At 54.2% G+C, this 19,793-nt stretch carries 17 protein-coding genes; 1 reads left to right on the top strand and 16 read right to left on the bottom strand.

The genetic code is table 11. The features are described from left to right. Positions 1–8 precede the first annotated feature (8 nt). The 3 genes from ACFQI7_RS18545 to ACFQI7_RS18555 all read right to left on the bottom strand — a co-directional run bounded on the left by ACFQI7_RS18545 (position 9) and on the right by ACFQI7_RS18555 (position 2,772). Positions 9–893 carry a hypothetical protein gene (locus ACFQI7_RS18545; RefSeq protein WP_218098308.1) on the bottom strand — a complete coding sequence of 295 codons (885 nt, stop codon included), beginning with the start codon at positions 891–893 and terminating at the stop codon, positions 9–11. Between the two features lie 24 nt (positions 894–917). After that, positions 918–1,880 (bottom strand): helix-turn-helix transcriptional regulator, encoded by a 963-nt coding sequence (locus ACFQI7_RS18550; protein WP_218098309.1) that lies wholly within the window; start codon positions 1,878–1,880, stop codon positions 918–920. A gap of 259 nt (positions 1,881–2,139) precedes the next feature. Then, a complete protein-coding gene (locus tag ACFQI7_RS18555; RefSeq protein ID WP_218098310.1) occupies positions 2,140–2,772 on the bottom strand; it encodes a GyrI-like domain-containing protein in 633 nt (210 codons plus the stop codon). A 380-nt stretch (positions 2,773–3,152) separates the two neighbouring features. Between ACFQI7_RS18555 and ACFQI7_RS18560 the strand changes: the two genes are divergently transcribed. Beyond that, entirely contained in the window at positions 3,153–3,794 is a 642-nt protein-coding gene (locus ACFQI7_RS18560) for a ThuA domain-containing protein (RefSeq protein WP_218098311.1), read from the top strand. A gap of 64 nt (positions 3,795–3,858) precedes the next feature. Here the strand turns inward: ACFQI7_RS18560 and ACFQI7_RS18565 are convergent, their stop codons facing one another. The 13 genes from ACFQI7_RS18565 to ACFQI7_RS18625 form a co-directional block, all read right to left on the bottom strand. Further along, positions 3,859–7,566: an RCC1 domain-containing protein gene (locus tag ACFQI7_RS18565; protein WP_218098312.1), complete on the bottom strand. Its 3,708-nt coding sequence runs from the start codon at positions 7,564–7,566 to the stop codon at positions 3,859–3,861. 198 nt (positions 7,567–7,764) lie between these two features. Beyond that, positions 7,765–8,379 (bottom strand): aminoglycoside phosphotransferase/kinase family protein, encoded by a 615-nt coding sequence (locus tag ACFQI7_RS18570; protein ID WP_218098313.1) that lies wholly within the window; start codon positions 8,377–8,379, stop codon positions 7,765–7,767. A gap of 285 nt (positions 8,380–8,664) precedes the next feature. Further along, entirely contained in the window at positions 8,665–9,960 is a 1,296-nt protein-coding gene (locus tag ACFQI7_RS18575; RefSeq protein ID WP_218098314.1) for an aminotransferase class I/II-fold pyridoxal phosphate-dependent enzyme, read from the bottom strand. Between the two features lie 287 nt (positions 9,961–10,247). Beyond that, the gene (locus ACFQI7_RS18580; protein WP_218098315.1) at positions 10,248–10,712 is read right to left on the bottom strand and encodes a CBO0543 family protein; all 465 of its coding nucleotides are present in this window, start codon (positions 10,710–10,712) and stop codon (positions 10,248–10,250) included. A gap of 352 nt (positions 10,713–11,064) precedes the next feature. After that, positions 11,065–11,892, bottom strand: a complete 828-nt coding sequence (gene nadE / locus ACFQI7_RS18585) for an ammonia-dependent NAD(+) synthetase (RefSeq protein ID WP_218098316.1) — start codon at positions 11,890–11,892, stop codon at positions 11,065–11,067. Positions 11,893–11,977: 85 nt separating this feature from the next. Continuing rightward, a complete protein-coding gene (locus ACFQI7_RS18590; RefSeq protein ID WP_218098317.1) occupies positions 11,978–13,393 on the bottom strand; it encodes a cobyrinate a,c-diamide synthase in 1,416 nt (471 codons plus the stop codon). A gap of 101 nt (positions 13,394–13,494) precedes the next feature. After that, the gene (locus ACFQI7_RS18595; protein WP_218098318.1) at positions 13,495–14,052 is read right to left on the bottom strand and encodes a nitroreductase family protein; all 558 of its coding nucleotides are present in this window, start codon (positions 14,050–14,052) and stop codon (positions 13,495–13,497) included. Between the two features lie 67 nt (positions 14,053–14,119). Beyond that, positions 14,120–15,229, bottom strand: a complete 1,110-nt coding sequence (locus ACFQI7_RS18600; RefSeq protein ID WP_218098319.1) for a cobalt-precorrin 5A hydrolase — start codon at positions 15,227–15,229, stop codon at positions 14,120–14,122. Then, positions 15,222–16,016: a precorrin-4 C(11)-methyltransferase gene (cobM, locus tag ACFQI7_RS18605; protein WP_218098320.1), complete on the bottom strand. Its 795-nt coding sequence runs from the start codon at positions 16,014–16,016 to the stop codon at positions 15,222–15,224. Before cobM ends, ACFQI7_RS18600 begins: the two co-directional genes overlap by 8 nt. Beyond that, positions 16,016–16,738, bottom strand: coding sequence for a precorrin-2 C(20)-methyltransferase (cobI, locus tag ACFQI7_RS18610; RefSeq protein WP_218098321.1), 723 nt, complete (start codon positions 16,736–16,738; stop codon positions 16,016–16,018). Before cobI ends, cobM begins: the two co-directional genes overlap by 1 nt. Position 16,739: 1 nt before the next feature. Continuing rightward, on the bottom strand, positions 16,740–17,990 hold the full coding sequence (gene cbiE / locus ACFQI7_RS18615) for a precorrin-6y C5,15-methyltransferase (decarboxylating) subunit CbiE (RefSeq protein ID WP_218098322.1): 1,251 nt from the start codon (positions 17,988–17,990) through the stop codon (positions 16,740–16,742). Next, on the bottom strand, positions 17,983–19,089 hold the full coding sequence (locus ACFQI7_RS18620; RefSeq protein ID WP_230414811.1) for a cobalt-precorrin-5B (C(1))-methyltransferase: 1,107 nt from the start codon (positions 19,087–19,089) through the stop codon (positions 17,983–17,985). Before ACFQI7_RS18620 ends, cbiE begins: the two co-directional genes overlap by 8 nt. Before the next feature lie 15 nt (positions 19,090–19,104). Then, positions 19,105–19,755: a precorrin-8X methylmutase gene (locus ACFQI7_RS18625; protein ID WP_218098324.1), complete on the bottom strand. Its 651-nt coding sequence runs from the start codon at positions 19,753–19,755 to the stop codon at positions 19,105–19,107. Positions 19,756–19,793 lie beyond the last annotated feature (38 nt).

Raw genomic sequence — 19,793 nt, forward strand, 5'->3', positions numbered from 1 at the left:
GTGCTATACTACAAAATATTGTACGATCTTAGCGTCCTGAGTCTTTCGACCGTTATATAAGCGCGCCACTCCTGTTCTCCCGCCGGGCTGACGGCAAGCCAGTTCATCGGCCACCCGCCGTCTTCCTGCTGCTGATCGGCCAGCGCTTGCAAATGATTGTTCAGTTCCTCGTCCGTAACAAACATGCGGGCGTAGCTCTCCCGATCGGGGGCCCAGTCCAGCACTTTATGGACATACCCTTCCGCGTGGGGATTTTTCTCGATTGCTCGGGAACTGCGGAGCCATTTATCGATGACGGACCAATAGGAGGCAGCACGCTCGCGCTCGGGCGTATGCTGCAAAAACGTGATCCACTGCACGCCGTCGTGATAGCCGGACGGGTGTTCCCGCTCCATGAGCCGCCAAATGGTTTCGACACTTTTGATGAAATACGGTTCATGCACAATTTCCGGCAATACGTTCTGTTTGTAGAGCAATCCGATGATGGTTCCAGTCGGATTGATCGACGGCCGATCATCTTCTTTCGTCTTCCACCAAGGCGCATGCGGGAAGTCGTTCACGCTGCGAAATGCCAGCGGCAAGCCTCCTTCCCTGAGCGTATTCTCCCGCAAAAATCGGTTGATTCCTTCGAGGATGCGCGGATCGAAGTAATCGATTTGATCCATGATCGCAAGCGCCATCTCCGTTGGCACAGGCTGACTGAAGGGGCAACGGATGTCCGGCTCCAGCGCGTTTCCAAAACCACCATCCGGATTCTGGTACGCTCGCAGCGCCTCGATGACCCCCTCTTGTGACCCTCCCTCAAAATGATATTCAAACCGTTTCCGGTCAAGCAGACGCGCATTGCCGTAAATAAATGGTTTTGCTCGCTCCAAGCGATCGCGATTCCCCATATGTTTCTTCTTCCCTTCTTTTGTTTATGTGCCATCTCCCACTTCCGTTTTATAGCGGGTGCACACCTCGCTTGCCAACCGATGGATAGCGGACCGCAGCGATGGAGGTGAGATGACCGAAGCGTCCAGACCAAGCATGAAGAAGAAGCGGACAGCCCATTCGATTTCCGACGGCGGGCACATGAAGTCGATTTCCCATTCTTCATCGGATCGTTGTTTGACCAACTCTCCGATATGCTCGTCCTGTTCAACCCGAAGTGCTCCCCGGTATGACAGTTTGGCCACGATTCGGGTACTGGTCTGCGGCTTGTCCTTTTTTGGCGAGACATGCGTTCCGGATTTTGAGCGGTTCTCTTCGGATTCGGGCTTGTCGATCGTTTCGATTTGTTCAAACCGGTCGACACGGAACGTTCTCTTTTCTTCGTGTGCAACCGAATAGGCCTCGCAATACCAAAAACCGTATGCCGTATAGACCCGCTCGGGTTTTAGCTGCAGCGAGCGGCGATGGTTTTCGGACCGATATAGCACTCGCAACCAGCGGGAATTCGCAGTATATTCCATCAATGCAGGCAGCAGCGGCGACTTGATCTTACGCTCGGGAACATTCACCTCGACATGACGGAGCACCGGATCGATTTGCCGTAAGGTCTGTTCGGGCAATACGGCCGTAATTTTGTCCATGACCGTCCATCTCGCCTGATTGAACGGCGTATCCGCCATTTTTGTCATCGCCCGCAGCGCAAACAATACGGTGAGCGCCTCCTGTGAATCCAACTGCAGCGGAGGCAGCCGGAAGCCGTCCATCAGACGAAAGCCGCCTGCCGGGCCGGTAACGGAATAGAGCGGAATCCCCATCTCGGAAAGAGATTGCATGTCCCGCAAAATCGTCCTTTTGGATACTTCAAACTTCGCTGCCAGCGACTGGGCCGTCTCCGACCGCTGCTGCAGGGCGATCACAATCGCGATGAGCCGGTCATTTCTCTTCAACGTTCTGCTCCTCCATCCATCGAAATCAGTATACCAATCCATTGGTGACATCTTGCGTGTCATCAATCATTGGACCCCATTTCATTTATTTTCAAACCTGCTCCCGAACCATTGCGATCATCACTTCTGCGCACGCGCGCTTAGAAGCAGAGGGCTACCGCCTGGTAGCCCTCGTCATTTTGAAACAACTGCGTATCCCTAATACAGGTTTCTTTCGTTTTCCCTGAATGTTTAATGTGCCAACGCTGTCGCTTTTTTTTCAAATGGCTTGCTCAATCTCGACTCTCACAATCGTCTTCCACGTATCCGGCGGATGACAATCCATGGCAGGCGTGAGATAAATTTCTCTTCGATCCCCTTTTACCACATACCCGTTCTCATGAACGTATGTACATATTTCTTGCATCGTTTGCTGCGTATGACGGTAATGCCCGACATGCAGTTTATGCGCAAACGGCCCCGATGGCGCTCGAACCAGTTTCGTCGATGGGATGTGCTGTCCGGGCAAGTTCTTTTCCACGTGAGCCCTCGCTTGCTCGAACATTTCGAATGTAATAAAATCCGGCACTTGCATCATTTTGGTAACGGACCACTTGCCAGCTTCCAGTTCTTCATGCCATACGACTTCATGCGGCATTAGCTTAAACTTGTATCCCAAAGATTTCTTTGTTATTCGCTTCAACTGGTTCACAACTTTCCACGCAATCCATTGTTCATCCAATGGCTGCGGATGTCCGGCCCAATTCATACGAAACGATGTATTCATTTGTTGCGAAACGTATACTAGCGGAGGCATTTGTTCGATCGTTACTGGCCCTTGCTTTGCTCCATACACTTGAGGATATAATTTACGGTGATCGTGGGTTACCTCTTTGGTTCGGGGAAGATTCAAGCCTTTCTCCTCCTGCCTTTATTGTTCTTTTATCCAAAAACAATTATATAACCCATTGGTATATATTGTAAACGCGCTTAACATCGGCATTCTTCAAGTACCGGATCGAATCGATAACCATTTGCAGGTATGACATGGGCCTCAGCGTAATCGTTCATTTTTCCACCCAAATCGCCTTACATAATCTTTAGTCCGGAGGGACCTTGCATTCACGATACTTCAACTCCGAGGCTTGCAAAATTTTAACGAATTTTGCGTCCATTGGAAATTTACTGCGTCAACACTGATGTAACCGAAGCGATAGGAGAATGCAAATAAAAAGAAGTATAATTTACTTAGCAATGAAAACGGACAAGGACGGAAAAGGAGCGAAACGGAATATGGGCGATAAAACGAACGTACTGCTGATTGGCGAAAACGAGGGCGCTCCATGGCATCCGCTGGAACCTGCAAGGCAACAACTGGAGGAAATTTTATCAAGCGGGTTTCAAATAACAGTCACAGAACAATACGATGATTTATCGAAGCTTGACGTAAAAAAGTTCGCTGCACTTATCTCATATACGGATTGCTGGAAACGCGACCTGGCACCGGCACAAATCGCGGGACTGCTGCGATTCGTAGCGGAAGGGGGCGGACTGCTCGCCATCCATAACGGCATTTCGCTTCAACGCGGCAATGAACTGGCGCAACTGATCGGCGCCAAATTTACCGGGCATCCGCCGTATCAACCGCTGAGCTATTTCGGAGCGGCGGGTGGACATCCGCTGCTGACCGGCGTTGCCGATTTTACCGTTAACGAGGAGCCGTATATGTTCGAATTCGATCCTTTCACACCCAGAAACGTGTTCCTCGAATTCGAATATCAAGGAACGCGTTACCCCGCGGCATGGGAACATGCTTACGGCCTTGGGCGAGTCGTCTATTTGCAGCCGGGGCATCGGGACGACTCATTCAAACCGGAAGCGTACAGGCAATTGATACGCAATAGTGCGCGTTGGACAGCCGGACTAGAGGTGTAAAAACAGCCGGGTCACGTCTTAAGCATAAAGAAAGTCCGGCACGCGAGTTGCCGGACTTTCGCAATTATGATTTCATCTGTAATTCAAGCAGGCGAAGCAACACCGTTACCGCTTCGGCGCGTGTCGTCGAATTGAGCGGATGCAGACTGGCCGTATCATCGCCCACAAGTACAGCCGCGTTCAAGGCGGCGCTAAACGCATCGCGCGCCCATTCCGGTACGGACGTTCCGTCGGAAAATGCGCCGATCGGGTTACCTCCGGACGACGGAACGGTCCACCCGGCATAAGCGGCCGCCCGCATTAACATAACCGCCATTTCCGAGCGGGTAATCATACTGTCCGGTCGGAACGTACCGTCCTCGTAACCGGACACAATGCCGGCGGCCATCGCCTGATCGATCGCCCCGTTCGCCCATTCGGGCCATGTTTCACCCGACACAGGCTGTCGATTGGCCTGACTTTCGGGCAATCCGAGCAAGCGGCTCAGCATCACGACGAACTCTGCTCGCGTGACGTGCTCCTCCGGCCGGAACGTTCCGTCCGGATAACCCGAGATCATTCCCGCCTGTGCCGCCCGGCGAATATCGAAGTACGCCCAATGCCCTGCCACATCGGAAAAAGAAATCGTTTCGGACGGCGCAGGCGTTCCGGATTCGCCTCCACCCGGAAGATTCGTTCCCGGATTCGTCGTTCCGGGGTCTGGATTTGATCCGGAATCCGGGTTTGTTCCGGAGCCCGAGTCTGTTCCAGTGGCCGGCGGTGCGCCGGAATCCGTTCCTGAGCCCGGGTCTGTTTCTGGGTCGGGATCCGTTCCAGGATCGGTTCCTCCGCCGTTGCCTGCTAACTTCACCTTCACAGCCACGTTCGCCTGGAACCCGCCGTAGGTGGCCGTTAGCACCGTCTCGCCCGCTGCGCGGCCCGTTACCGTTCCGTTTCCTGCCACTTGCGCCACGCCGCTGTCTCGCACCGTGAACTGACTGAATGCGGTAACGTCCCTCTCGCTCCCGTTCGTATAATGCGCTTTAACCGTTGGGCTTACGGTTTCCCCAACCTCCAACTCATAGCTGTTCGCAACAAACTCAATGCCGTCCACTACCGGCTCCGGATCAGGCTTCGCTTTTACCTTCACCGCCGCATTTGCGTGGAATCCGCCATACGTGGCCGTCAACACCGTGGAGCCCGCTGCGACGCCCGTTACCATTCCGTCACCGCCCACTTGCGCCACGCCGCTGTCTCGCACCGTGAACTGGCTGAATGCGGTGACGTCCCTCTCGCTTCCATTCGCGTAATGCGCCGTGACAGTAGGGTTCACCGTTTCCCCGACTTCCAGCTCATAGCTGCCCGCTGCAAACCCAATGCCATCCACTATCGGCTCCGGATCAGGTTTCGCTTTAACCTTCACCGCGACATTCGCCTGGAACCCGCCATACGTGGCTGTTAGCACGGTAGAGCCTGCCGCAACCGCCGTTAACGAACCATTCGCACTAACGTTAGCTATGCCGTTATCCTGTATAACAAACCTGCTCATCGCCGTTATATCGGTTTGACTGCCGTCGTTATACAACGCATGAACCTTCGTTTGCGATGTTTCTCCGACTTCGAGCTCGTAGTCGCTCGTATCGAAAGCGACGCTGGTGATCGTTTTAGTGAAATGAACGGTAACCGGCGCGGATACTGTGACTCCGTTTCGCTTCGCGGTTACGGTGGCTGCGCCCGGGGCATCGGATACTAGGTTACTTCGATAGACCCCGTAAGTCGTCTCCGTCACTGAATTCGTGAAGCGCCCCAAATCGGTCTCAAACGTAACAGCCCCGCCGCTTTGCGTAAGCGCATTTCCGTTAGCGTCCTTCAATAACAAAACAATTTCCGTCGAGCTTGCGCCGTCAGCAGGAAGCCGATCCGGATTCGCCGTCAGGGCCGAGTGTGCGCTGCTGGGATCGCCGGCCGCAAAACGAACGGTCGTTATTAAGAACGGTTGGCCGTCGATCGAGAACGTCACAGTCGATGTACCCGTAACGGTCGAAGAAAGGCTGGCTTGGTAGTAAGCGGCACCGGTAACCGTTCGCGCCTGAATATTTCCCAGAGTCGTCGAGAAGCCGATTCTGCCGGCGGGCATCGTCAATAAATGATTCATTTGATCGCGAACGTATACCGTCAACGTCACGCTACCCATCCCGGCTGTCGCTATACTTGCGCTCGAATGAATCGAAGACTGATTCATGTCGGGAACGCCGTATGTCTGGAGTTTCAGCTTGGCAGGTACGTCAAGCCCGTTCACTTTCGCTTTCACTTCTGTTTCACCAAGCTGGTTCGGCGTAAACGAGGCGGTGAACTGTCCGTCTCCGGCGTAGTTGACCGGACCGAGCGTCCCGCTGCTTGCCTCCATCGTGACTCTATCGGTGCCGAATTTCACCGCCCCTCCCCAGTAATCGGCCAATTGCAGCATAACATTCGCCGATTCGCCTAGCGTGACCGGAACCGACGGATTGTTCGTCCAGTACGTTTTGGAAAGTACTGCCAGTGTCGTTTGGAACAGCCTGGACAGCGCCCCCTCCGTTCGGTTTCCGCCTAGCTGTTGTCTGTCGTTTCTGCCGACGCCCCAGACCGTCCCATCTTCTTTCATTATGGTCGTGTGCTCATTGCCGCCGCCGGCGCTCCGCACCCCCATTACCTGTGAGCCATCCTCCGTCTCCGTCATCTTTAGCGGATAAACGGAGTAAGCTAATGCGGGGTCTTTACCCAACTGACCATTGCTATTACTTCCCCAGGCCCATAAAGTTTTGTCCTGACGGATGGCTAGCGAGTGCATTCTCCCAGCCCCGACCGATCTCACCCCGTTCAATGGAACGTTCGGGGCGAGCATGACCTGACGCGCGCTTACGCCAAGACTTTGGTCACCGCTCCCCAGCTGCCCAAAACTGTTGGAGCCCCAGCTCCAGACAGTATCATCGTTCAAAATCGCCAAACCATGAAAACTTCCGGCAGCGATTTGCGTGACGCCAGACAGCGGCTGGCCATCGCTTTTCTTCACATTCACGGGCGTTAATCTGGGCTGATTCGTATTTACGCCGTCACCCGTCTGCCGATTGCCGTTATAACCCCATGCATACACTTTCCCATCCGCTGTCAAGGCCAAGGAATACAGCGTGCCTGCCGATACTTGAACGACATCCGTCAATGACATGACCCGGACCGGAACGGACTGCGGTGCACCCATCGATCCCGTACCCAGCCCGCCCGTCAAATTGTCCCCCCAAGCCCAGACGTTGCCGTCCTTGTCCAACGCAAGCGAATGCGTATCTCCTGCCGATATTTGAACGATATCCCTCAAGCCTTGAACTTGCCCGGCCACTGCGCTGACATATCCGTCGGTCGGCCTTCCCAATTCGCTGCTGGCGTCCATCCCCCACGACCAGACCGTCCCGTCTTTTTTTAGCGCCAGTGAGAATTGCGCGCCGGCGACTACCTCAGCGACATTAGATAATCTTTTCAAGCCGCCGTTTTGTTCGTAAACGGGCATCGCTACCGAATATGTATTTCCGGCCGTGGAATTGCCGATTTGCCCCGTCCTGTTTTCTCCCCACGCAAGCACGGAACCGTCCTCCAAAACGACAAGAACATGGTCTCCTCCCGTAGCCGCAACGACCGAAACGGCTTTCAGTGAGTACGGTCCAGCCGCGTCGGTATTCGCATAAGGCGCCGTAAGGCCAAGCTGACTCACAACCATAACGATGGCCAGCAGCCATCCGATTTTCCGAAATGATTTTGACAACACAACAGCCCTCCCCTTCAGCAGTTCATATTTTTTTTATTATAAGTTGGGACGTTTTTTCCGTAACCTAACGAAAGTTAACAGCAGGTAATGTTAACTCCATGAAAAGTTATCAAGGTGTAATAAAAAACCAGCCGTTCCACGTAAAAAGTGGTAGACTGGTTTGTTCTTGAAACTGCGGGGTTTTGCCAGATCACATCAAATATAGTCATCGATAATCGGCTTGAAGGCGTTGTAGTCTTGAAAAAATGGCGTAATATTGCCTTTCGATAATATAGCGGAAACCGATAATCGAAAGATAATGGCTCTTATGATCATTTCTTTGTAAAATTCGTCACCGGGAAGCAAACGGAGCTCAGAAAGGGTGCTGCCCTGCCATGCGATACAGTCACACACCAAGATAGCCTCGGCATATTCCACAGGGGCGATCGTCGGTGAAAAATCGATGATCAAGGGCGGCAGCGTTTCATCAAAAAGAATATTTCCTGCCAAATCGCCATGGATCAGCTGCATCTTATAATGTCCGTCGCGGTTTACCTTGCGAAGCAAACCGGTTAATACGTCATGCGCCTCTTTAGGCATATCATGCGGCAATCCGTCTTCTTGCCATGCGATCCGATGAGACTTGGACCAGGGGTGATCGGCTAGAGGGAAGTCCTTAGCGGATATGTGAGAAAGGTCGCGGTGAAACGATCGTGAAACCCGAAGCTTCTCTTCTACGCGTCCTTTTGCTTCATGCCCTTGTTCAAACCGGGTGCAAATCCATCCTTCGCTTACAAAAGTCCCGTTCACGCTTCTTATAGGCTTGGACAATCTGTATTCTCGAGGAGACAGTTTCTCTATAATTCGAAGCATCCATTCGTAATGCCGCTCGTCCTCTACAGGCTTTAATACAGCATGTTGAACGCGGATCGATGTATTTTGTCCGCCGCTCAATCGGGTGATAGCGTCACCGCTAAGATGAAATGAGTGTAATACCTTAGCGAATTGATCCATTTGTTCACCTACATTTCTTGGATCAACAATTTACGATGCCGGCTCTGGGGCCTCCCCCTCCGCACCGAGCAGTCAATGTACGGCTGCATCAATTATAGTAAGCTATCGTTGAACTTGCAACTTCTTAATGCTTACCAATTGTATGCATAAGCACAAAATATCGATGGCCGCCTCCAGTTCTTCGAGCGACGGGAACGTCGGAGCGATTCGAATATTGCGATTTCTCGGGTCTTTCCCGTAAGGAAAAGTTGCCCCGGCCTTGGTCAAGGTGACCCCCGCTTCCGCCGCCATCTGAACGACTTCCGCCGCGCAATCGTCCAGCGTATTCAAGCTGATGAAATAACCCCCGTTCGGTTTATTCCACCATGCGATATTTTTCCCACCCAGTGCCGTTTCTAGCTTATGCAGCACCATATCGAATTTGGGTTTAATGATGTCCGCATGCTTTTTCATATGAGCATGGATATGATCGATATTTTGCAGAAAACGAACATGCCGCAGCTGGTTTATTTTATCGGGGCCGATCGTCTGTGCGGAGATTTGCTTTCGGATATGGCTCACATTAGCCTCGCTCGACGCTAGCGCAGCAACGCCGGAACCGGGAAACGTTATTTTGGAGGTGGAGCAGAACATATAAACGCGGTTCGGATGCCCCGCCGTTTTGCATGCGGCCAATATATTTTTGAGCGGGTCAGGCTCGTTCGTCAAATGATGGACAGTGTAGGCGTCATCCCAAAATATCGTAAAATCGGATGCTTCCGTATGCATGCGCGCAAGTCTGTCGACCGTTTCATCGGAATACGTGATGCCGTCAGGATTGCTGTATTTGGGCACGCACCAGATACCTTTGATCGAGTCGTCTTCTCTCGCAAGCTTCTCCACCATATCCATATCCGGTCCGTGCTGCAGCATATCTACCGTGATCATTTCGATCTGCAACTGTTCACAAATGGAAAAATGCCTGTCATATCCCGGGCTCGGGCATAAAAATTTGACTTTCGGCAGTTTCCCCCAGGGCACCTCGCTGCCGTAAACGCCATGAAGCATCGCTCGGGATAGCGCATCAAACATCATATTGAGGCTGGCATTGCCGCCGATCATAACCTCATTCTCGCTCACGTTCATCATTTGAGAGAACAGCCGCTTAGCTTCGGGGATTCCGTCGATGCCTCCATAATTCAGGCAATCCGAGCCGTCCTCGGCCTTTAACAGATCGTTCGAAGACAATATGTCGAGCATTTCTTTGGAAAGTGCGAGCTGTTCGGGACAAGGCTTGCCTCTGGACATATCCAGTTTCATGTTCCGCCGCTTGTACTCGCCGTATGTTTCCTTCAGCGAAGCGTAAAGACGGTTTAATTCTGTCGCGCCCAGATTCGTGAAACCCGCAGATTGTTCCATGTTTCCCCAGCCCCCGCAAAAAAAGATTTTCCAAATTATACTACAGTTTTATGCGAAACGCATCCACTAACGATGAAAGGACGCCAAAACGAGTTTGAATAAACGACTGATTTAGACACACACTACTCGTATCCCAATAAAAGGAGATTCGCTTGAGAAAAATAGTATTGTGTTTGTTCTTGACGCCGCACCATCCGCGCTTCCATCGCCTGGAATGAAGGTGCCGCTTTTTCTTGAAAAGAGCCTCCGGATTGGAGGCTCTTTCATTATGCTCACAGTTTTCGTTCCTAAGCGGGAACTTTTTTACCGATCTTAATTACGATGAACCGGGCTAGCGAAGAAGCAACATTGTAAAATAGAAAAGAGTAAATCAATTTCCAAGAGTTTAACTCATAATATCCGATCCATATAAAGATAGGCTCGGCGATGAAAGCTACTAGAGCCGCTATGATCAGATTGGAAATTACATGGGATTTCCAGTTTGAGGAATACCGTTGATACACAATCATCAAGACGATCGGCACTAAAATGGAGTCTGCCGTAAGCAGCGGTGGGATGGTAGGAAGCAATTTGATCGGGTATCCCCACCAAGAGAGGTTCGTACCAAAATCGTCTAAAATGATGGCCATGATGTTAATCATGCAGCCGTAAAAAGCGATTTCATATGCTCTTTTCTTATCCAGCACTTTCCACCAAATGATGAGGGGAATCGTTGTTAAACCGGCAAGGAGAAACCATTCCCATGTAAACAAAGAGTCGGCTTTCCATTGCTTGAAATCCAGGTGATGCAATTGCTCCCTTGCCTTTTGCACTTCTTCAAAGGCTTTCGTAATATGACTTCTAATAAACGCTCTCCCCTTTTAAACCGATCTTGTGCCCTACCATCGCTTCGCTTAGCGCTACCGTTAAGCAGGTATCCTTAACAATATTGTTTACTCGTTTACAACGGATTAATCATATTTTGGAAAATGTGATGATTTAAATAAAATTACTTTTAGCATGGTTTATGGAGAACAACGAGAAAAAGAAACAGGCTGCCGTGCAGTACTCTGCCGGCAACCTGCCTATGAGGTAATTGAATGATCTAGGTTCAAAAGCGGAAAATTATTTCCACCATGTATCGAATGGTGACACCGGCAGTTCCCTTTTATGCTCTGTTTGCCTATACCGCTTCTCGATTTTTTCCGCTATTTCGTTCGAAACGGGTTTGCCCTCCAAATAATCGTCCAGCGCGTCATAGGCGATGCCAAGCTCCGTTTCGTCCGCTTGTCCCGGACGATGATCCAGAAGGTCCGCGGTAGGCGTTTTCGTATACAATCTTTCGGGCGCATTCATCGTTTGCAGCAATAGCGCTCCTTGCCGCTTGGTTAGTCCCGTTAAAGGAGTAAGATCTGCGGCGCCGTCTCCGAATTTCGTGAAAAACCCCGTTACCGCCTCCGCCGCATGATCCGTGCCTAGAACAAGCGCCTGCTCGAAAGCTCCGAGCAAGTATTGCGCCACCATTCGTATGCGCGCTTTGACGTTGCCTTTATCATAGTCCCGGATCGGTGTACCTGTCGCCTTTTCAAACTCGGGAACAAAAGCGTCCGTCATGGACTGGATGTTAAACGTGAACACTTGGTCCGGCTGAATGAAAAGGAGTGCCAATTGTGCGTCAGCCTCATCCTTCTGCGTGCCGTAAGGCAGCCGAACGGCGATAAACCGGTATTCATCATCGGCTGTCTGCTGCCGCAGCTCCGCTGCTGCGAGTTGAGCCAATTTGCCCGTCAATGTGGAATCTTGACCGCCGGATATGCCTAAAACCAATTTTTTGTTGCCTGTTGCCCGCATGTAATCCTTCAAAAATTGCACCCGTCTCTTGATTTCATCATGTGGTTCAATCTCGGACTTTACATATAATTTAGCTATGATTTCTTCCTGCAGCCTTCTCATCGCAACAACCCATCCTTTCTATTCCAGCGTGGATTTACCACATTTTATCACAAGAAAGGAATAATGGAAGGCCATGTTGTTTTTATCAGTGCTTCGCGGCACTGTTTTTCCGTTTCCGGTACGCGGCACATGCGTCGAGCCATCTTCGTGCCATTTCCGGCCGGGAGGCAAAGTGTAAATGGGTATACCCCGCCACCAGCTGATGCAACAAACATCCCTCCGGCTTCGTCCCCCGCAGTCCCTTACTTATATAAGCGGCAGGCCGTTCCGCACCTTGCTGAAACGTCGAATAGTGAAACTCGTGCCCACGAGCCGATTCGCCGGGTCCAAGCAGGAAATTGCCTTCCATGCCGGTCACTTCGCGATAACCGAGCGCCGCCAGTTTGGGCTGCATCGTTACGTTGCCCGGTATAACCCCTACCATCGGAAAGCTTCTTCCCCGCGTGTCTTCGATCGCTTCGGTCAAATACATAAAGCCACCGCACTCGGCCAGTGTAGGGAGACCGTCCTGGACCGCTTGGCGAATCGACTGCTTCACGTGCTCCTGCCTGCCTAACGTTTCGGCAAATTCCTCCGGGAATCCTCCGCCGATATAAAGCCCGTCGACCGCTTCCGGCAGAGGCTCTCCGGCCAACGGGGAGAAATAACGGATCCTGGCGCCGTATAGCTCCAGCAGCTCGATATTTTCCGGATAATAAAAATGAAACGCCGCATCCCGGGCTACGGCAATCGTAACTTCCTGAGAATCGGACTGTACTGGCGGGGCAAACAACAAGGGCTGCTCGTATTCCACTTGTTCCGTCTCGCTTGCAAGCTCAAGCAGCCGGTCCAAATCCGTGGCCTGTTCGATACGGCTTGCGAGCCGTTCGAACAAGCCCCCAAGTTCGCCGCGTTCAATCGAAGGGACGAGCCCCAAATGCCGCTCCGGCACCGTCAGCTCGTCGTCTCTGGTCAAATAGCCGATGACCGGAATGCCGCACGCCTGCTCGATCGCTTCCTTTACGATCCGGTAATGGCCCTCGCTCCCTACCTTGTTGGCGAATATCGCGGCGATCCAAACGCGCGGGTCGAGCAGTTGAAAGCCTTTGACTACCGCCGCTGCGCTGCGGGCCATGCTTTGACAGTTCACCACAAGCAGCACGGGACTCCGCAGCAGCAAGCTGATTTCCGCCGTGCTTCCGGCGTTCGACAGGGGGTCTTTTCCATCGTAAAAGCCCATGACGCCCTCGATCACCGCTACATCCGCATCCGCCGAAGCACGGCAATATATTTCCTGCACCGCCTCATGCGGGAGCATCCATCCGTCCAAATTTCGCGACGCTCTGCCGGTCACCGCCCGATGGTACGTCGGATCGATATAGTCGGGACCGCATTTGAACCCTTGAACGACCAGTCCTCTCCGCTGCAATGCAGCCATAATACCCAGTGTCACGGTCGTTTTGCCTGCACCGCTGCCTGTCCCTGCAATAACGATGCTTCGGCCGGCCGAAATGAACTTCATGCTGCTGCACGCATCCCTTCTATTATATATGTCTCTGAATAGCACTCAGGGTACCGAACGCGCCTCATGAACGTTAACTGCTTTTCGAGGGGAGTCTGCGTTTAAAGCCAAGTCGTTTTGTCGGAGGACGGGGACCGTTTGGTAGCCGGCGTTTCCTCAGAAGGATAACCGGCGAAAACGGAACCGATGATTTTCCGGTTGTCCGGCGCGCCGATGAAACGGTGCAGCCTTTCATCCCGAACGAGACCGATGCCGCGGGTTCTCCACACAAGGCCGAGTCCAAGTTCTTGCGCCGCGAGCCACATCGAGTGAATCGCGCAAGCTGCAGCGTATTCGTTATCTTCGGAAGAGGCGTCGTCTCCCGGGATGAGATCGGCCGTTACGACGATAATGAGCGGCGTATTGTCCAGAACAAGCAGCGATTCCTTGACCAAATGCGGCTTTGCAGGAAACCGCTCCTCCAGAAACTGCCTGGCGATTTCCTCGTAACGATGTTTCGCTTCTCCACGGATGACGTAAAAATGCCACGGCTCGCGCAGCCGGTCGTTAGGCGCCCAGGATGCCGCTTCGAGCAAAGTGGAAATTTTGTCGTCTTCCACTTCGCGCGGTTCGTAGCTGCGAACGGCGCGGCGCTGTTGTAACGATTGGATGATGCCCATATTTCTGTTCTCCTTGTACATGTTCGTTATTCCCTGCCGTTGGTGACGGACCAGTGGCCGTCCAAGCTTATCCAGTAACTTCCATTTGAACATAATGAGGCACGCGGGCAATCGATAACGTCACGTTCCCGTTCTTCTTCTTCTCCAGCAGCCACCCGTCCGCCCCGCTGGACAATTTCGCCGCAGGCTCGCTTACGCCGTAGGCGCCAGTATATTGAAACACCTTCTCCGAAGGATTCGGCAGGGGAACCGTGTTCAGCTGCTCCGGCGTGTAGATGTCCAGGCGCCACTTATATTTGCGACACAGGTCAAGCAGCCCCTGCTCGTCTTTTTTCAAATCGATGGTCGCAATATTGCGGACGCTTTTCATCGATAATCGCAATTCGGCCAGCGTCTCCGCAATGACTTGCTCGATTTCCTCTGCGGCCGTTCCCCGGTTACAGCCGATCCCGAGCACGAGCGTCTTGGGCCGGTACAACACGCCATTGCGCATCAGCACCTGCTCCTCCTCCGGCGTGAGTAGCCGGTCCGTTACCACAAGGGCAGCGTCAAAACCGGCCTCCGCGGCTTCCTTGCCGTTGGCGTATATTTTGATATGTTCGGGCAGCGGCTTATCATACGTCCACCAGTTCGTTTCGCCCGCTTCCTGTACAACGGCTATACGTTCCTCATTGACGACAGATGCGCTGACCGGCGTCGCTTTGTCGAAGCTTTCGATTTCCCAGCCGAAGCTGCGGCCGAACAGGTCGACCGGGATCGTCTTCTGCACGTCCGAAGCCGTCGTTATGACCGGACGGGCACCGATAACCGCCGCCACCTCACGGGTCAACTCGTTCGCTCCGCCCAGATGGCCGGACAAGACGCTGATCGCATGCTCGCCGCGGTCGTCGACGACGACGACGGCCGGGTCCGTCTTCTTGTCCTCCAGAATCGGAGCGATCATGCGGACGACCGCCCCGAGCGAAATAAATAAAATAATACCGCTGTACCGCTTGAATAAATCCGGCAAAATGAGCTTAACCGAGCCCTCGAACAGCTCGTATCCCCGATCCGCCTCATCACCCCGCGCAAATTTGTTCATATAATATAAATCCGCGCCCGGAAATCGGTCGACCAACTGCCTTGCCATTTCGACGCCATGCTTCGTGATGGCGACGGCAGCGAACGGCTTACTCATGCGCCGGCACCCCTTTCCGGTAGCCGTGCGTAAACGTCTTGTCGTACAGCTTGGAGCGGTGCTCATCGCGTTCGACAATCGTCGGGTCCAGCGCCCATCCGGCCAAAATCATCGCATGCATGCGAATGCCCGCCTCGCGAAGATCTTGATCCAGACGCTCCAGCGTCGTCCGGACGATCTTCTGGTCTGGCCATGTCGCTCTCTGCACGACGGCGACCGGCGTCGCTTCCGACCATCCAGCTTCCAGAAACTCCCGGACGACCTTCTTGGCGAGCGTCGCGCTAAGGAACAGCGCCACGGTGCAGTGGTGCGACGCCAAATCGCGCAGCTTCTCCCGCTCCGGCACCGGCGTGCGGCCCTCGGCCCGCGTCAAAATGACGGTTTGCGTCAAGTCGGGCACGGTCAATTCCGCACCCACCGCCGCAGCCGCGGCAAATACCGAGCTGACGCCGGGCACGATTTCATAGTCAATCTCCCGCTGCCGGAGCAGTACCATCTGCTCGAGGATCGCTCCGTAAACGGACGGATCGCCCGTATGCACACGAGCAACCGTTTTGCCTTCGCGAACCGCGAACGCCATCTTCTCCACCATCTGCTCGAGGTCCATGCCGGAGCTTTGCAGCACTTCGGCATGGCTCCCCGCATGCGCGATCAGGTCTTCGCTGACAAGCGAATCGGTATACAGCACGACGTCGGCGTTTTGCAATATATTCAGCCCTTTTACGGTAATCAAGTCGGGATCGCCCGGCCCGGCGCCGACAATATATACTTTTGGTTGCAGCCGCATTATTTTCGCACCACCATTAACGTCAAATATTCAAGCTCCCGCCCTTTCAGCTCCCGGACGTCTCTCCATATCAATTCATACGGCGACGTCACTTTCGTCACGACCGAAGCTTTGTCCGTCAGTCCCAGCTCCTCCAGCAGCTCGATCATCAGATCAAGCACCTTCGCCACTTTAATGAAGACGATCGCGTCATGCGATTGCAGCGCTTGTCTCATCGCTTCCTTGTCTCCGTTCGCCGGAACGATCGCCACCTGCTCGTCTCCGTCCGCAAGCGGCAGGTCAAGGCGCGCCGCGGCGCCCAGTACCGAGGATATGCCCGGCACCGAACGAACCGGAGCTTCCGGGTGCTTCTCCTGCATCAAACGCGCCATATGGATAAAGGTGCTGTATAGGTTCGGGTCGCCTTCCGTCACGAACGCGATGTCTTTCCCCGCCATAAGCTGCTGCCAGCATAGCTCTACCGTCTTGTTCCATTCGCGGTCAAGCGTCGCCTGATCTCTTGTCATCGGGAAGACGAGACCGAGCATTTCTTTCTCCGCTACATCGACGTACAGCTCGACGATTTCGAGCGCGTACGATTTGGCTCCCATTCTTTTTTTCGGATAGGCGATGACCGGGCATTCCTGCAGCATCCGGTAAGCTTTCACCGTGATCAGCTCCGGATCGCCAGGACCGACGCCTACGCCGTAGAGCGTCCCAAGTTTTACCGCTGTCGCTGTCATGTTATTCTCTCTCCTGTTCCGGTTCCGGCGATGACGGCCGGAATCCGGTGATGACGTAAATCGGATTCAGTCCTTCGAAGCGGGTCATATCCAGGATCGGCTTGCTGCGTCCAATCTGTACCAGCGCAATCCGCGTATCGAAGCCTTCCTCGCGCAGCGCTTTTTGCGTATCCGCCAGCGTCTCGATCGTCGCCGCGTTGACGACGATGCGCCCGTCTTCCTGCAGCCGGTTGCAGCATACGCGAATCAGCTCGCGCAGCTCGCCTCCGCTGCCGCCGATGAATACCGCATCCGGATCGGGAATCGCATCAAGCCCTTCCGGCGCCTTCGCATGGATGGCGGTAAAGTCCGCGCGAAATTTGCGGCGGTTTTGCTCGATGTTGCCCATGTCGGCTTCATTTTTCTCAAGCGCAAACACTTGCCCGTAAGGCGCCAGTCTGGCGCACTCCACCGCTACCGAGCCTGATCCGGCGCCGATATCCCACACGACGCTGTCCGGCTTCAGCTTCAGCTCGGACAAGCTGAGCACGCGCACTTCTTTTTTCGTAATCAGCCCCTTGTCCGGTTTTCGCTGCGCGAAGGTCTCGTCCTCGAATCCGAATCCGCTGCGGGCGGCAGGTGCCTCAGGCTTGCGCCGCAATATCACGATATTCAGCGGGGAAAAGCCCCCCTCCGCCATGTCGCTCAGCGTCCAATGCCCGAATCGTTCGTTGTCCCCGCCGAGATTTTCCGCAACGAACGCTTCATACTCGTCCATGCCGAAATCGAGCAAATAACGGGCCAGAGCGGATGGACTGTTCTCTTCATCGGTTAATATCGCGATTTTCTCTTTCCCGTCGATCCGCTGCGCCAAGCCCCGCATCGGCCTGCCGTGCACGCTCTCCAGCACGGCATCGTGCCAGCTGTCCCCGAGCCTCGCGAACGCCAGCTGCAGCGAGCTGAGATGCGGATGAATCGTAACCGCCTCCGCTCCCGCTTTTTTGGCAATAAAGCCGGCAATGCCGAAAAACAGCGGATCGCCGGACGCCAGAACGACGATCCGGCGAGTTTCGCGCAGCCGCACAAGCTCTTCGACCGTTCGCGCGAGTCCGCCCTTCAGCACGACCCGCTCCGCCGCAGCCTCCGGAAACATCGCCAAATGACGCTCGCCTCCGATCAACATGTCCGCTTCTTCTATTAAACGCACGCTCCGGTCGTTCAACCCCCGGGGGCCGTCGTCGCCTATGCCGATAATATGAATCCGCTTATCCACTGATTTCCGCCCTCCCCAATACATCGCCTTTCATGGTGACCAGCACCGTCTCCACTTTGATCCCGCCTCCGATATGCGCCAGCGCATGCCGGCAGGCGTATTCGCTTAAGATTTCAAAAAACTGCATCACGCCGGCCTCCGCCGCAAGATCCGCGGCGTGCGCCGCCGTGTTCGCCTCGGCCACCGCAGCCTGCAGCTCCGGCGATGCCCCTGCTTCGCCGGCCGCCCGCGCCAAGAAGAAAAAATCGACGGGCGCGCTCTTGGAATGAACCATCATGACGCCTTGGGCCACCTTGGAAAACTTTCCCATCATGCCGACCAGACTAACGGTATCCATTCCTAGACGTTTGGCATGCTGCAGCGAAAAACCGACGAAGTCTCCCATCTGGATAAACGCCTCTTCGGGCAGCTCGGGGTACATGCGCATCGCGTATTTCTCGCTGCTGCCTCCGGTCGTCAGCACAATGTGCTTGCAGCCCGACGCCCTAGCGACTTGAATCGCTTGCACGACGCTGGCTTTATAGGCCGCCGTGGAGAAAGGAACGACAATGCCCCGCGTGCCGAGAATCGAGATGCCGCCGATAATGCCGAGCCGCGCGTTCAATGTCTTCTTCGCCATTTCCTCTCCGTCCGGAACGGAAATGACGACCTTGACGCCGCGCTCGATCTCAAACTCGGCCATCACTTCTTCCACCGCGCGCGTTATCATCTTCCGCGGGACCGGGTTGATCGCCGCTTCCCCGACAGGAACCGGCAGTCCGGGCTTCGTCACGCGGCCGACCCCGACGCCGCCGTCCAGCTCAATCCCGCTGCCGTCCGTCCAGCAAACCGTCGCGACGATCTTCGCCTTGTGCGTCGCATCCGGATCGTCTCCCGCATTCTTGATCGTCGCGCACTGCGCCATATCCCGCGTAAACTCGCATTCCAACAGCTCGAACGAATGCGCAAAGCCAGCCGGCAGCCATACTTCCGCTTCGCTTACGGACTGCTGCGTGATCAGCATCGTGAGCGCCCCTTTAGTCACTGCGGTAGCGCATGCGCCGGTCGTAAACCCGTGCTTCAGCGGTTTTTCCTCTTGACCTTCCACTTTGTCACTCACCGGCATTCCTCCGGCTCATCCCTGTTTGTCGGCCATGAGCGACAGCGCATTGACGGCCGCAACGACGATCGTGCTGCCGCCTTTGCGTCCGATGTTCGTAATAAACGGCACATCCAGCTTCAGCAGTTGGTCCTTCGATTCGGCCGCCGACACGAAACCGACCGGCATCCCGATAATGAGACTCGGCTTCGCCCGTCCTTCCTTCACCAACCGAATCAGCTCGAGCAGCGCCGTAGGCGCATTGCCGATGGCGTAGATGCCGCCTTCCGTTTCCTCGATCGCCTTGCGCATCGATACGATGGCGCGTGTCGTATTCAGCCGTTTGGCTTCCTCCATGACATCGGGATCGGAAATATACACATGCACGTCCCCGCCGTATTTGCGAATCCGCTCCTTGCTGATGCCGACCTGCACCATCTGCACGTCCGCGACGATGTTTTCGCCTCTTCGGATCGCCTCGGTTCCTGCCTGAATCGCTTTCGGATGAAACACCAGGCTGCGCCCGAGTTCAAAATCGGCCGATGCGTGAATGACCCGCTGCACTACGGGATACTGTTCTTCGCTAAAAGAATGCGCGCCGAGCTCTTCCGTAATGATCTGAAAGCTTTTATTTTCAATTTCTTGCGGCTGAATGGTCAGCGGTTTGAACTCCGTTTTAAAATCCATGGGCGTATCCCCCTTAAGCTCAAGTACTAGGTTTGCGA

It is taken from the genome of Paenibacillus allorhizosphaerae (assembly GCF_042659105.1).
GTDB lineage: Bacteria > Bacillota > Bacilli > Paenibacillales > NBRC-103111 > Paenibacillus_G > Paenibacillus_G allorhizosphaerae.